At 58.0% G+C, this 13747-nt stretch carries 9 protein-coding genes and 1 riboswitch; of the genes, 5 read left to right on the top strand and 4 right to left on the bottom strand.

Annotated features, from left to right (window positions below; translation table 11 throughout):
- Positions 1 to 116: 116 nt before the first annotated feature.
- The 4 genes from AB1792_07405 to AB1792_07390 all read right to left on the bottom strand — a co-directional run bounded on the left by AB1792_07405 (position 117) and on the right by AB1792_07390 (position 2815).
- Positions 117 to 773, bottom strand: coding sequence for a hypothetical protein (locus AB1792_07405; protein ID MEW5702039.1), 657 nt, complete (start codon positions 771 to 773; stop codon positions 117 to 119).
- 61 nt (positions 774 to 834) lie between these two features.
- Positions 835 to 1281 carry a hypothetical protein gene (locus AB1792_07400; protein MEW5702038.1) on the bottom strand — a complete coding sequence of 149 codons (447 nt, stop codon included), beginning with the start codon at positions 1279 to 1281 and terminating at the stop codon, positions 835 to 837.
- Positions 1282 to 1461: 180 nt separating this feature from the next.
- Positions 1462 to 2223 (bottom strand): zf-HC2 domain-containing protein, encoded by a 762-nt coding sequence (locus AB1792_07395; GenBank protein ID MEW5702037.1) that lies wholly within the window; start codon positions 2221 to 2223, stop codon positions 1462 to 1464.
- Between the two features lie 13 nt (positions 2224 to 2236).
- On the bottom strand, positions 2237 to 2815 hold the full coding sequence (locus tag AB1792_07390) for an RNA polymerase sigma factor (protein ID MEW5702036.1): 579 nt from the start codon (positions 2813 to 2815) through the stop codon (positions 2237 to 2239).
- A 301-nt stretch (positions 2816 to 3116) separates the two neighbouring features.
- Between AB1792_07390 and AB1792_07385 the strand changes: the two genes are divergently transcribed.
- The 5 genes from AB1792_07385 (at position 3117) to AB1792_07365 (ending at position 13680) form a co-directional block, all read left to right on the top strand.
- Positions 3117 to 6353: an efflux RND transporter permease subunit gene (locus AB1792_07385; protein ID MEW5702035.1), complete on the top strand. Its 3237-nt coding sequence runs from the start codon at positions 3117 to 3119 to the stop codon at positions 6351 to 6353.
- A 17-nt stretch (positions 6354 to 6370) separates the two neighbouring features.
- A complete protein-coding gene (locus tag AB1792_07380) occupies positions 6371 to 7450 on the top strand; it encodes an efflux RND transporter periplasmic adaptor subunit (GenBank protein MEW5702034.1) in 1080 nt (359 codons plus the stop codon).
- Between the two features lie 68 nt (positions 7451 to 7518).
- Entirely contained in the window at positions 7519 to 8820 is a 1302-nt protein-coding gene (locus AB1792_07375; GenBank protein ID MEW5702033.1) for a TolC family protein, read from the top strand.
- A 124-nt stretch (positions 8821 to 8944) separates the two neighbouring features.
- Complete coding sequence (locus AB1792_07370; protein ID MEW5702032.1) at positions 8945 to 11098, top strand: thioredoxin domain-containing protein; 2154 nt, start codon at positions 8945 to 8947, stop codon at positions 11096 to 11098.
- A 336-nt stretch (positions 11099 to 11434) separates the two neighbouring features.
- A riboswitch (cyclic di-AMP (ydaO/yuaA leader) is annotated at positions 11435 to 11573 on the top strand.
- Positions 11574 to 11577: 4 nt separating this feature from the next.
- Complete coding sequence (locus AB1792_07365) at positions 11578 to 13680, top strand: APC family permease (GenBank protein MEW5702031.1); 2103 nt, start codon at positions 11578 to 11580, stop codon at positions 13678 to 13680.
- The last annotated feature ends 67 nt before the right edge of the window (positions 13681 to 13747 follow it).

Below are 13747 nucleotides of genomic sequence, written 5' to 3'. Positions count from 1 at the left end.
CACCGTGCGCGGATACCGGCATCTCAGAACACTGCGGGACGCCTTGCAACGAGAACTGAAACTGGAGGGTGCCGCCCTGTCGAAGGCGGCGTAAACAACAATGAGCCGTTCAAACTTCAACTAACTTTGGGATTGCGCCCCGTCATGAACAGAACCGTGTTTCCGTTACCGCTGTCTCTAAGTTCACGCCATTGCGACGGAGCAGAGACCTTCTTGACTTCAATTGCCTGGTGGTCGTCCGTCTGAGCCAGCGGCAACCAGAGTTTTGCAGGTCCGGTGATGTCTGGAAGTCGAACGCGGTAGATGAACTCGAATGTGTCCTCGCCTTGAATCACTCCGAGCAATCGGGGTGATGCGTCGGCCACGGCGACGCGTACCCATGTTCCGTCGTCCTGTTGCTCCCACGCGTAAAGCGGTTGGCCGTTGACTTTGTGAACGGTGGTTTCCGTCACGGCCATGCCGTCTGGTCCACCTTTAAGAAAGAAATCGATATCGTAAACGGGACCGTCCGTGCCCACCAAATCCACGCATGCGAACTGTGTCCCGCACCCGAGGTCGGCGAGATACTCCATGTGGATTCTCACCAGCTCGAGTTTGAGTTGCACTCCATTGTGTTGGAGCCGGAAATACCCGCCGTCGGCTTCGGACTTATTGATGATGTACTCCTCGATCGCGGCGGCAATCTGCTGGATGCTCACACTCTGTTCCTGCGCAGGCGCATAACCAGCAGCAGTCACCAAAAGGAGGACCACAAGTACGACTGATTTCACCACTCAATACCCTCTTCTGGGCGGGTCGATTTGATCCATTTGCCGGGGGGAGGACCTGCCCGGTTCATTTCGGGTGCTCAGGGTGCTCGGGTTTCTTGGCCGCTTCGGAGCTCTCCAGTTTGGTCACCTCAAGTACACGCTCGTCGGCATAGATTTTCCCCGTCATTGTGACTGTTTCCTCGTGATGTCCTCCGATTACGGACTGCGAGCTGTCAGTGTCGAGGTAGTGTAACACCCACCCGTTCATCTCGGGATGGTCCTTTCCATCGATCGTGGCCTTGGTCACTTTGAGCACATGCCGGTGTCCATACTTGCTGCATTGCGCGGCGGCCCCCTTTTCCTTCTTGAGGGAGCAACCGAGACAGACGTTTTGGCCCGCGACAGTTGCTTCACTCACTGCTGCGGAAGCGGTCTGCTTCTTTGGATGCTCCGGATGCTCCTGGGCCGACGTCGATACGGCGAGTAATGCCAAGGCAAGGAGCGACGGCATGATCGGGCGAAATGTCTTCATAATGAGTCCTCCTTATTTCGTGATAATTGGTCAGATGGTTGGGAATTCATTCTTTACCAGTGGGGTTCGAGACAGATGATTCGCGCGAGACGTCAGGGTCATGCCAGTCGCAGTCTATTCTCGGCTTGATGATGCAACACGCTGGCAGCGATGGATGTTCCTTCGCATTATGCGAATCGTCTATGCCCCGCCCTGACAGGCTCCCATGGCAGCCCGTTGGACGAATTTTTCCAGCATGGCCGGCGTAGTTTTGGCGATTCCAACAATGATCCCCGTGCCCGATTTGTTTGCAAAAAACTCGTATGGTTCGACATGGCAATGGAACGAAGAACCGTACTTCTGGAACCGTTCAGCCGTTTCCGGAAACTCCGTAATTGCTTCTGATGGCAGCCAGAACAATGAAAGAACGGTCTGGGAGTCAGCGCAAACAACATGGGCTGTGCGAACATTCGCCAGTTCGCAGATTCCGGCCTCGATCAGCCTCGTCCCTATCGCGGTGTCGACTTCGAGGCAATACGCTGGCGACAATTCCCGCCGAAAGAACGCGTTGAGTTCATCTGCTTCAAGGCCCTCGCCTGACCCTGCCCCTTCTGAGCTGAGAGTGAGCGAGTGCTCTGCGGCAGTCACCTCAGCCAAGTCCAGTTCGTCATGAAACCAGGGTGCCCCGATCAGGAAATGCAGCGCGATTGTCGCAGCCAGCGCCAAAGCAGTGACGCCGATGCCGACGATGGGCGTTCGGCGCCCCGAGCGCGACTTGCCGATTCGCGCCATGGATCGTTCCCAGATCGCATCGTCTTCCGGGCGCGGCTTACGCAGCGCAGTTCTGAGGCGGTTCTCGAGACGCGCTTCCTGCTCGGCCACGCGTCTGCAATTCGAACACTCCTGCAGATGGCTCGAAATCTCAAAGGTCGTCTCCGGCCCGAGTTCCGAGTCGAGATACATCGCGAGATATCGTCTAACCGTTCGGCAGTCCATTGGATGACTCTTCTCTGATCACGCCGCTGATAAAGCCGCGGTGCTTTGCGTACTCCGCCAGTCCCGATCGGAGTTTGCCCCTGGCACGTGCCAGGTACCCCATCACGCTTCCGACGGGCATCTGAAGCAGATCGGCTATCTCACGGCATGGCAGCTCACAGATCGATTTCAATAGAAACACATTACGCTCGCGTTCAGACAATTCACCAATCGCAACCAAAAGCTCGTCGCCAACGTGATCGAGTACCCGACCGGGGTCGCGTAGAAGTTCATCGTAGGCGTACTCCCGTTGCAGTTCGGCAACCAAGTCAAGTTCTTCCACGTCCAAATCGGCCATCCGCTCCGACTCCCGCCTGTGGCGGCGATTTGTGTTGAGCACCACATTGGCCGCGATCCGGAATATCCATGCGTGAAAGCTCGTCCCGTGACGGAAGTCATCGAATCGTTCGTAGGCCATAAGCACGACTGTCTGCAACACATCTTCGAGACTGCCACGATCGTATAGGGAATGCCGGCAAAACGGCACCAATTGTGGCCGGACTTCCTCAAGCTGGGCCATGAATCGCTTCTGTCTGTCATTCCTCTGTGGCCACATAACCTATGGGTCCTGGTTCGTGAACCCCTTCACCTATCTATATGTTCTCATGCCTGCGAATTCATACAACAAGGAAGGCGAAAATTGCCCCGATCGAAGATTACCGAGGCCCGGGTGTATGATTTCGGCGCACTCAGGACATTTAGACATTATCGGGTCTGAATCCTGACCCACGGCCCGTGAGTCGGGTATAGACGAGGGATCGACCCGTTTGTTGCAATCCGGTCGTGCACTGCATTGAAGTAATTGATATGGAATCTCCACGATGAAACTCTCCGAAATCGGGCTTGAGAACCCATTTCTCCTCATTGTTCTCGTTCTCGCCATCTTCGTGATCGGCGTGGCTTCGCTCGGACGTATCCCCATTGACCTTCTGCCTCAGTTCAAGACCCCAGCGGTCCAAATCCTGACGTTCTATCCGGGCATGCCGCCGGAGGTCATGGAACGCGACATCATGAGCCGGTTGGAGCGTTGGACGGGGCAGTCGGTCGGGATCGAGCACCAAGAAGGCAAGTCAATGCTCGGCGTCTGCGTGGTCAAGGATTTCTTCCACGAGGACGTCTCGCTTGAGACAGCAATCAGTCAGGTGAGCTCTTATGCGATGTCTGATTTGTACTACCTGCCTCCGGGAACCGTTCCGCCGATGGTCATGCCGTTTGATCCGACCGCCTCGATGCCGCTGTGTTTGGTCAGTGTGTCGAGTCCGACGATGACGGAGAAGGAAATCTACGACATCGCCTACTTTGAATTGAGAAATCGTCTACAGTCGGTGCGGGGGGTGATCGCGCCGGCCGTGTATGGCGGCGTGCTTCGCCGGATCCTTGCATATGTCGATCCCGAGAAACTGGAGGCGCGTGGACTCTCTCCCATGGACGTTGTCGATGCGCTCCGCAGGCAGAATGTCCTCATCCCCGCCGGCAATATGAAGGCGGGGGAGATTGACTATCAGATCTTTGCTAATTCGATGCCCGAGCACGTCGAGGATCTGAACGACATTCCCATCAAGGTCGTCGACGGAAGGCCCGTCTTTCTTCGTGATGTGGCCAAGGCCAAAGACAGTCATCAGATCCAAACGAACATCGTCCGTGTCAATGGCCGTCGCCAGGTTTATATCCCGGTGTACCGCCAGCCGGGAGCGAACACCCTTGCCATCGTCGACGACATCAAGCGCAACACCGGCCAGATTCTCGAACGACTCCGGGAAATGAATCCAAAGGCGAAGGATCTCAGTCTGGAGGTCGTTCTCGATCAGTCAGTATATGTGCGGAGTTCGATCAAAGGTCTCGTTATGGCCGGAGTTCTTGGGGCTCTGCTTGCCGCGCTTGTGGTTGTGGCGTTCTTGCGGAGCGCCCGCTCGGCGCTCGCGGTCGGATTGGCCGTTCCCACCGCCGTGTTCGGGGCCGTCATCGGCCTGTACTACTCCGGAGGGACGATCAATGCCATGACGCTGGGCGGGATGGCACTGGCGATTGGGATCATTATTGACCAGTCGATTGTCATCCTCGAAAACGTCGTGCGACATCTGCGCATGGGCAAAACTTCGCGCCAGGCCGCCGTCGATGGCGCAAAGGAAGTGGGGTTGCCGATTCTTGTTTCGACGATCACGTTCGTAGTGGTCTTCTACCCGATTGTGTTCCTGACCGGCGTGGCGAAGTTCCTCTTTACTCCGTTGGCAATCGCCGCAACACTGGCTGTGATCGTCTCCTACTTCTTCGCCTTGGTGGCAGTTCCGGCCTATTGCTGGAGGTTTCTTGGTTCCCGTGGAAAAAGCGCCAGAACAGACGAACATTCGGACTGGACTCAGCGTCTTGCCGAGCGGTATGCGCAGTTCGTCGGCAAGATGCTCCGTCGGCGTTGGGCGATCCTGGCCGGGGCCGCACTGGCGTTTGTCCTCGCGCTTTTCGTCTTGATCAATCTGGGACGCGAGCTCTTCCCGCCAGTGGATGCTAAGCAGTTTCAGATCACAGCCCGTCTTCCGGCAGGGACACGCATCGAGCAGACTGAGTCGGTCATGCACCGGATCGAGGGCGACATCATCGCCATGACTGGCGAAGCCGATCCGGAATACCCCAAGATCGAGAATCATCCAGAATCCGATTTGCGCATGCTCATCACGAACATTGGCGTGCTTATGGATTGGCCGGCGGCCTACACGCCGAACAGCGGCCCGATGGATGCCTTCGTCCTTGTGCAATTGAAGGGCAAGAGCGGCCACAGACCGACGTTCGAGTTGATCGCCGAATTGCGAGAATCCCTGAATAAGAAGTACCCTGGAGTCGAATTCGCATTCGATGCGGGGGGCATGGTCTCCTCGGCGCTGAACTTCGGTGAACCCGCCCCAGTGCATTTCCAGGTTGCCGGGAGCGACCTGCAGACGACCTCACGGATCGCCAATATCGTCACCGACCAGATGCGACTGATCCCCGGGGTGGCCGATGCCCGCATCGCCCAAAAGCTGGATTACCCCACGCTCGAAGTCGAGATCGACCGCACCAAGGCCGCATTCGTAGGTCTAGACGTGGAACGCATCGTCACGAACCTGGTGACGGCCACGAACTCGAGCGTCGGATTTCGACCCGCGTTCTGGATCGATGAGCGCAACGGCAATCACTATTTCATGGGCGCTCAGTATGAGGAAAGCGACATGGTCTCGTTTGAGACCATCAGGGACATTCCGCTCACGAGTGCCGGAACCCGGGATCCAGTCCTGCTTCGCAATGTCGCTGATTTCCACCGCAGCATCGGCCCTTCGCAGGTCAATCACCAGAACATCACGCGCGTGATTGATATCTACGCCGCTGCAGAAGCGGGATATCCCGTGGGATCGTTGGTCGAGGAGATCGAGGACGCCTTGCATAAGAACAGCGATCTGAGGTTGGTGGCCCGCACATCCGACCGCGGCGACTATTGGGAAGTTGGCGGGAAGGAATTTGCCGGCAAGGGCTATACACTCACGGCCAGCGGCGAGGCAAACATCATGCGCAGCGCCTTCCGCCAGTTTGGGTTTGGTTTGTTCATCGCCACTGTGCTCGTTTATCTGGTCATGGTGGCGCAACTCCGCTCGTTCATTGATCCTCTAATCGTCATGCTGGCGGTTCCACTCGGATTCATCGGCGTCGCAGCGATCCTGGGCGTGACCGGCACAGCGCTGAGCATCCAGTCGCTCATGGGGATCATCATGATGGTGGGGATCGTTGTCCAGTACAGCATCATCATGGTAGATTTCGCCAATCACCACGTCAGCCAGGGACTCATGGTCAGGGAGGCGATCATTCAATCCGCGCGTGACCGCCTCCGTCCCATTCTCATGACTTCATCGGCGGCACTTCTCGCCCTGCTGCCGATGGCTCTCGGTTTAGAGGGAGGAGAGGTGAACATGCCGCTGGCACGCGCGATTGTCGGGGGTGTTGTGGGAGCGGCGCTGATTCTCCTGGTGCTCCCTTGTCTCTATGTGACTCTCAAGCGACAACCGGCAATCGCTCAGTCGGCCCAGCAAGATTGAATGGAGGAAGTTCGACTATGAAAGCCCCGCCGAAAATACTCGCGATTCTGATCGCCGCGCTCTCTGTCACGAGCCACGGATGCGGCCGCGCTACGGGGGATGTGGCCAAGGAGAATGTCGTCACGGTAGCCACTTCTGCTCCGAATCGTGAGAACATCCGTCAGTCCACCAAGATCGTCGGGCACATCGAGCCCTGGGAAGATGTCATCGTCTACTCCAAGGTTGGCGGTTATCTGGATTGGATCGGGGTCGATCGCGGGAGTTGGGTCAAGCCCGGAGAACTTCTGGCCCGGGTGAGTGACCCGGAGACCGAGCGTGAACTCGAACGCGTGACCGCAGAATCACGGGCCAAGAAACTCGTTTACGATCGCTTGGAGGCGACACGCGAACAGAACCCCGACATGGTGAGGCAGTTGGACCTTGATCGAGCTAAGGGCGAACACGAGGCCGCCGTCGCTGCGCAAGGACGATTGGAGCAACTGTGCTCGTACTCTGAAATCCGTGCCCCTTTCGCGGGAGTCGTCACGCAGCGCTGGGTCGATCCGGGAGCGCTCATCCAAATCGCCACGTCATCGCAAGCCCCGACGGCGAGAATTGTACGGATGATGCGTATTGACAGTCTGCGAGTCGTTGTGGAAGTACCAGAGCGTGACGCTCACTATGTCCGGCAGGGACAGACGGCATCAGTCCGCGTGCCCGATTTCTCAGATGAGTCAATCGAAGGGCGTGTGGCAAGGTACTCATGGGCGATCGATCCGATGACACGGACGATGACGGCGGAGATCGATTTGGGGAATTCCGACCGACGGCTGCTCGCGGGCATGTATGCTAGCGTCGAAATAACCCTCGAGGAACGCCCTGACGCTTTGCTCGTGCCGAGCAGCGCCATTGAAGTCACCAAAGAGCAATCCTATGTCTGGATTGTGACTGATGGAAGGGCAGCTCGCGTGCCCGTGGTGGTCGGCAACGACGACGGGATAAACTCGGAAATCACCGGGGGTTTGGCGGGGAATGAATTAGTTGTCACCCAAGGGCGCGACCGGCTTCGGGAGGGGATCGCCGTTTCCATTGTGGAGAACACAGGAGCCGCGAACTGAGCATCCGACCGGGAACAAGAGTGCAGATGCCGACTTCATGGCGACCGGCCCGTTTGGTGGTTGCAGTGATGTTCGTCGCGTTCGCCGCGCTTTCTGCACATGCGCAGACCGAGGTTGGACTTCCTGTACTACCCATAGATTTGACCACGGCGCTCCGACTCGCCGGAGAGCAAAGCCCACGGGTAGCAGCGGCAGAGGCAACCGCTCGGGCAGCGTCGGGAGAACTCCTTTCGACCTATGAGCGATTCCTGCCGTCTGTTTCAGCCGGGTGGCAATTACAACGCCACGAAGGTCGGACTCAGGCAACTCAGGGTGAGTTTCTCGATGTTGATAAGCAATCTCAGCGCGTGGGCGGCCTTATAGCAGCTAGATGGGACTTCAGCAGCGCCCTGTTCTCGACGCTCTCGGCTCACCAAAGGCGAAACGCGGCGGAGTCTGACCTTAAGGACAAGTCGCTTTCCACCATGCTTGATGTTGCCCGGGCCTACTGGGACCTGGTGCAGTCATCTGAGTACCATCGCATCGCGGGTCGCGCCGCCAAGGTATCTGAGGATCTCGTCGAGCAATCCCGACGAAGCGTTGAGCAAGGAATTGCCGCCGAGCTTGACTTGTTGCGCGATCGCACTCAATTGCGGCACGATCTTCTCCTTCTTGATCAAGCGGTCGAGCGGGAGGCAGCCGCATCGGCACGACTGGCTTCTCTTTTGAACATGGATCAGCCAATTCGACTGACACCGATTGATACGGTACTTCTCGTCATTGAAACTGTCGATAGCACAGAGTCGCTGCAGTCGTGGCTGGACCGTGCAGACCAAAGCCACCCGGGTATTGCGATGCAGATCGCTGAGTTGGCTGCTTCTCGATGGGAAGCGCGACGAGCCATCTGGGGTCCGTTGCTCCCCGATTTTGAGGCCGGAGCGTTGGTCACAGGTTTCGGGCCGGACCTAAATGATTTGCGCCGGTCGCGGGATTATTCAGTAGCGGTCCGCTGGACAATTGGACCCGGTGGTCTCTTCGATCTGGGCAGGATTCGTTCACTGTCCGCTCGCGCCGATTTCGCCAACACTCGGCTTGAGGGAGTTCGTGCGGATATTATGAGTAAGGCCACGATGTGGCACGAGGCGATCAGCGTCCGAGGGCGCTCGGTCTCCACGGCCGCAGGCGGCCTCGATGATGCCCGGAAGGCACTTGAAGTGGCGATCACGCGGCGAACGACCGGCGTCGGCATGGCACTCGAAGTCATCGACGCAGCCGAGGCGCTCGCGCGCGCAGAGCGGGAACACGCACAGGCCGTAGTAAGTTACAATCTCGCTCAGATGGAAGTCCTTGCTCTTCTGGGTGATATTGGATCGGCAACCACCTCGAGATAGAGAAGCCAACTCCCAATTTTAGAATGGCCACATCGCTCTAATGTCAACGCTGTTGAAAAGTGCAATCCTGGGAACTGTCGCAGTCGTCCTCGCAGCGTTTGTGTTTTGGGGAGACGCATTCTTGATGCGAGTCAACATGTGCGACCTTGATGATTCCGGTCACTCCTTCTGCCCCCTCCTTTCGGCCTCTTCTGGCCAGGGAAACCGTTTGAGTAAGGAGCAGAGTCCCTACTTGTTGCAGCACGCGAACAATCCGGTGGATTGGTATCCGTGGGGAGAGGAAGCATTTGAACGAGCCCGACGCGAGGGCAAGCCGGTCTTGCTCTCAATCGGATACTCGACCTGCCACTGGTGTCACGTGATGGAAGAGGAGTCATTTGAAGACACACTGGTCGCCCGTCTGATGAACGAGGCGTTTGTGTCTATCAAAGTTGACCGCGAGGAGCGCCCCGACATCGACAATGTGTATATGGCCGCCTGCCAGATGATGACTGGCAGTGGTGGGTGGCCGCTTACAATCATCATGACACCTGACAAGAAGCCCTTCTTCGCCGCGACATACATCCCCAAGGACAATCGATATGGGAGAACGGGCATGCTGGAATTGATCCCGAAGGTCACCGATTTATGGAGAAACAGACGCACGGAGGCACTGCAGTCGGCGGAACGTGTCGCTCAGGCGCTGAGCCGGGACGTGTCCACGGAATCCGGCAATGACCCCGACCTTACAACCATTCATTCTGCAAAGTACCAGTTGTCAGCTCGATTCGACTCCGATCATGGCGGATTCGGGAGCGCTCCGAAGTTTCCGATTCCTCACAATCTCACTCTGCTCTTGCGGCATTGGAACCGAACGAATGACTCCTCGTCGTTGATGATGGTCGAGAAGACGCTCGCCGCCATGCGTGAAGGCGGCATTTACGATCACATCGGTTTCGGCTTTCATAGGTACTCGACGGACGCCAACTGGCTGGTCCCGCATTTTGAAAAGATGCTCTATGACCAGGCCCTCCTGGCAATCGCTTATGCCGAAGCCTATCAGGCGACCAGAAAGGACGAATATGCGCAGACTGTCCGTGAAATCTTGGGCTACGTATCGAGAGACATGACCTCTCCCCAAGGGGCCTATTGGTCCGCTGAGGACGCCGACAGCGAAGGCGAAGAGGGGAAATTCTATCTCTGGACCATTTCCGAGGTCCGGTCGATTCTGGATTCCGCCGACGCCGATTTGTTTATTCGGGCTTACAACCTGACCGCTAACGGAAACTTCTCTGAGCCCGGTACGCGGCGGTCAACGGGCGCGAACATTCCCCATCTGAAAGAATCTATATCCGAGCTTGCAGCCGACTTGAATATCAGCGCGCGGGATGTCCGCGAGCAGCTGGAGTCAATCCGCGAGCGATTGTTTGCGGCGCGTGATAAGCGGATTCATCCACACAAGGACGACAAGGTTCTGACAGACTGGAACGGGCTGATGATCGCCGCCTACTCGAAGGCGGCCCAGGTATTGGACGATTCATCGTACGTGAAAGCAGCATCAACTGCCGCTTCCTTCATCTTGGACTCCCTGAGGACTCGTGACGGTCGACTTGTCCATCGATACCGGTCCGGTGAGGCGTCGATTGATGCGAATCTCGACGATTATGCCTTCCTAATCTGGGGACTCTTGGAACTGTACGAAGCAGGATTCGATGTCCGTTTTCTGAAGGCTGCTGTCGAGCTCACCGGGCAAATGTTCAGAGACTTCTGGGATGACAAAGGTGGAGGCTTTTATTTCACCTCCCACTCAAGCGAGAAACTGCTTACACGTGTAAAAGAGTCGTATGATGGCGCGCTGCCGTCGGGCAACTCCGTGGCGATGCTGAACCTTGTGCGAATAGCCAGAGCGACCGGCAAGACAGAGTTCGAAGACTTGGCCGTCCGCATCGGACGCGCGTTTTCCGCAGAAATCTGGAGTCATCCTGCATCACACTGCCAGATGATGCAAGCTGTCGACTTTGTTCACGGGCCGTCAGCTGAAATCGTGGTGTGTGGAGATCCGGATGCAGCCGACACCAAACGAATGCTCTGGACCGTCCGGAGTAAATTCCGACCAAGAGAAGTTCTGTTGTTAAAACCGGATTCGGAACCGGGGTCCGTCCTCCCAGAGCTCGCTGAGTATACTAGGCCACTCGTGAGTATTTCGGGTAAGGCGACTGTGTATGTTTGCAGAGATTTCGCATGTCAGCAGCCGCTCACAGAACCGGCAGCACTGGACAAAGCTCTCGGTGACCAGTGAAAAAGCTCGAGACTTATCTCTTTCTTGCGAGGTAAAGACCTTCTGATTTGAAAAAAACATCGAGAATCCACTCTTGTAACTCATTGTGGCACAATAAGCAGATCGTCAAACTACGGATCAGAAGGTTGGGGGTTCAACTCCTCATGGGCGTACTTGCCACCAGTCGGTGCCGTTTTCTTCCCCTCTGACCGCGGCCCAGAATCCACTTGGTCGCCGCGTCTCTGAAGACGCAATCCATTATCCGGCAACGAACTACCGCGTATCGGATCGTCCTCCGGCACCCACCGGTGGCGTGACCGGGCCAATTCGCGCTTGCAGTTGGCTCTCAGGGCGCGTAGTTACATGCGGCCGAATCCCACATGCCCATGTGGGAGCGGGGGACCCGAGATTCCGGGGCGAAGCGCGATCTCGCGCGGGGTGAGCACGTCTCTTCCATCCCAGCCCGTCAGCTAACCTCGCAGGCCGGAGAGGAGACAGCGATGTCCGGGCCTCGACGGCTCGACGAGCATGCCGGCTCATCTGGTGGTTCGCCGGACAGCAACAGCAACGTTCCACCTGGATCGCCACAACGCACATGGCACGTTGGTGCGTTTCTCCGACGTGTCCTGATCGGCGGCAAGCGCAAGCTGAGCGAGCCGGGTGTCTTCCATAAGGTCTCACTGGTCGCCCTCTTGGCGTGGGTGGGCCTGGGCGCGGACGGCCTGTCCTCTTCGGCCTACGGTCCCGAGGAGGCGTTCAAGGCGCTGGGATCCCACACCTATCTGGCCATTCTCCTGGCTGTGGCCACAGCATTCACCGTCAGCGTCATCGCCTACGCCTACAGCCGGATCATCGAGCACTTTCCGTTCGGTGGCGGCGGGTACGTTGTCTCCACCAGCGTCCTCGGGCCGAAGGCTGGAGTCGTCTCCGGGGCCGCGCTGCTGGTTGACTATGTTCTAACGATATCGATTTCCATCGCGGCCGGAGCCGACGCCGTCTTCAGCTTCCTGCCGCTCCACTGGCAGAGTCTGCTCATATTCGGACTGATCCCGGCGAAGCTGTTGGTGGAATTCGCCGGCATTGCCGTTCTCGTGACGCTCAACCTGCGCGGGGTCCGGGAGTCGGTGACCATTCTGGCGCCGATCTTCATCACCTTTCTCGTCACCCATGCGATCTTGATCCTGGGCGTCATTGTCAGCCGCGCGCACGAAATTCCCGCTGTCGTCACCGAGATCCATCACGGTTTCACACAGGGACTGCAAGCCCCGCCGGTGGGACTGGGGCTGGCCGGTATGATCGCCCTGTTTCTCCGCGCCTACTCGATGGGGGGAGGAACCTACACCGGCATTGAGGCAGTGTCCAACGGTCTCATGATCATGCGCGAGCCGCGGGTCGAGACCGGCAAGCGCACGATGGTCCTGATGGCCGCGTCGCTGGCGGCGACGGCCAGCGGCTTGATCGTCGCCTACCTCCTGGCCGGTGCCGTGCCCGCCGCCGGGAAGACGATGAACGCCGTGCTGGCCGGCCGGTTTGTGGAGTCACTGGGGTGGCTCGGCCCTTGGGCGGCCACCGCGTTTGTGACGATCACCTTATTCTCCGAAGCGATGCTGTTGTTCGTCGCCGCCCAAGCGGGAGTGATCGACGGCCCCCGGGTCATGGCCAACATGGCGCATGACTCCTGGCTCCCGCACCGCTTCTCGCAGTTGTCCGACCGTCTGACGATGCAGAACGGCATCCTGCTGATGGGCATCACCTCGGCGTTGACGCTCCTCTACACCGGCGGCAGCGTCACGCATCTGGTCGTCATGTATTCCATCAATGTCTTTCTGACCTTCTCGCTGACCGAACTGTCGATGTGCCGGTTCTGGATACGTGACCGGGCCCGTCATGCCCGCTGGAAGAAGCACATCAGCATCCACGTGATCGGCCTGATTCTGTGCGTGTCGATTCTCAGCATCACGATCTATGAGAAGTTCGGTGAAGGGGGTTGGGTCACACTGGTCCTGACGATCGCGCTGATCGGCGTGTGTGCGCTGGTGCGTCGGCACTATGCGAAGGTGGGACGGCAGTTGAAGGTCTTAGACGACGTCCTGCAGGATGTTCCCACGGCCTCAGACCGGCCAATCCCGGCGCTGGATCCAACCGCCCCCACGGCCGTCCTGCTGGTGGGCTCGTATGCCGGATTGGGGGTTCATTCGCTTCTGTCGATCCGGCACCAGTTCGGCGACCACTTCCACAATCTCATATTCATCTCAGTGGGCGTCATTGACTCAGCCAGTTTCAAGGGCGCTGACGCCGTGGAGCAGGTTCAGACTCATACCGAGAGCACCCTGCGGCAGTACGTGGCGCTGGCCCGCGGTTTCGGTCTGGCCGCAGACTATCGGGTCGCCGTCGGCACCGAGGCGGTTGCCGCCGCCGAGGAGGCGTGCCTCACGATCGCCAAGGAGTACCCAAAATCGGTGTTCTTCGCCGGCAAGCTCGTCTTTGCCGAAGAGCGTTGGTACCAGCGACTATTGCATAACGAGACGGCGCGCCAACTGCAGCGGCGGCTCCAGTCCGCCGGTCTCTATGCGATGATCCTCCCGGTGCGGGTCAGGCCATGAACGGCACATAAGAGTGCGGACGATGAAGCGGCACCATCCCCGGAACCATCCTCTTGCGGGATTCCGG

The organism is Candidatus Zixiibacteriota bacterium (genome assembly GCA_040752595.1).
Lineage (GTDB): Bacteria > Zixibacteria > MSB-5A5 > WJJR01 > WJJR01 > JACQFV01.
The sequence above is the reverse complement of the archived record's forward strand: the minus strand, read 5'-3'. Positions and strand labels throughout refer to the sequence as shown.

Excerpts from the sequence above, each read along its gene's own strand:
- AB1792_07395 (MEW5702037.1), bottom strand. The coding sequence starts at position 2,223 with ATGTATCTCGACTCGGAACTCGGGCCGGAGACGACCTTTGAGATTTCG.
- AB1792_07390 (MEW5702036.1), bottom strand. The coding sequence starts at position 2,815 with ATGGCCCAGCTTGAGGAAGTCCGGCCACAATTGGTGCCGTTTTGCCGG.
- AB1792_07400 (MEW5702038.1), bottom strand. The coding sequence starts at position 1,281 with ATGAAGACATTTCGCCCGATCATGCCGTCGCTCCTTGCCTTGGCATTA.
- AB1792_07375 (MEW5702033.1), top strand. The coding sequence starts at position 7,519 with ATGTTCGTCGCGTTCGCCGCGCTTTCTGCACATGCGCAGACCGAGGTT.
- AB1792_07365 (MEW5702031.1), top strand. The coding sequence starts at position 11,578 with ATGTCCGGGCCTCGACGGCTCGACGAGCATGCCGGCTCATCTGGTGGT.
- AB1792_07385 (MEW5702035.1), top strand. The coding sequence starts at position 3,117 with ATGAAACTCTCCGAAATCGGGCTTGAGAACCCATTTCTCCTCATTGTT.
- AB1792_07370 (MEW5702032.1), top strand. The coding sequence starts at position 8,945 with ATGCGAGTCAACATGTGCGACCTTGATGATTCCGGTCACTCCTTCTGC.
- AB1792_07380 (MEW5702034.1), top strand. The coding sequence starts at position 6,371 with ATGAAAGCCCCGCCGAAAATACTCGCGATTCTGATCGCCGCGCTCTCT.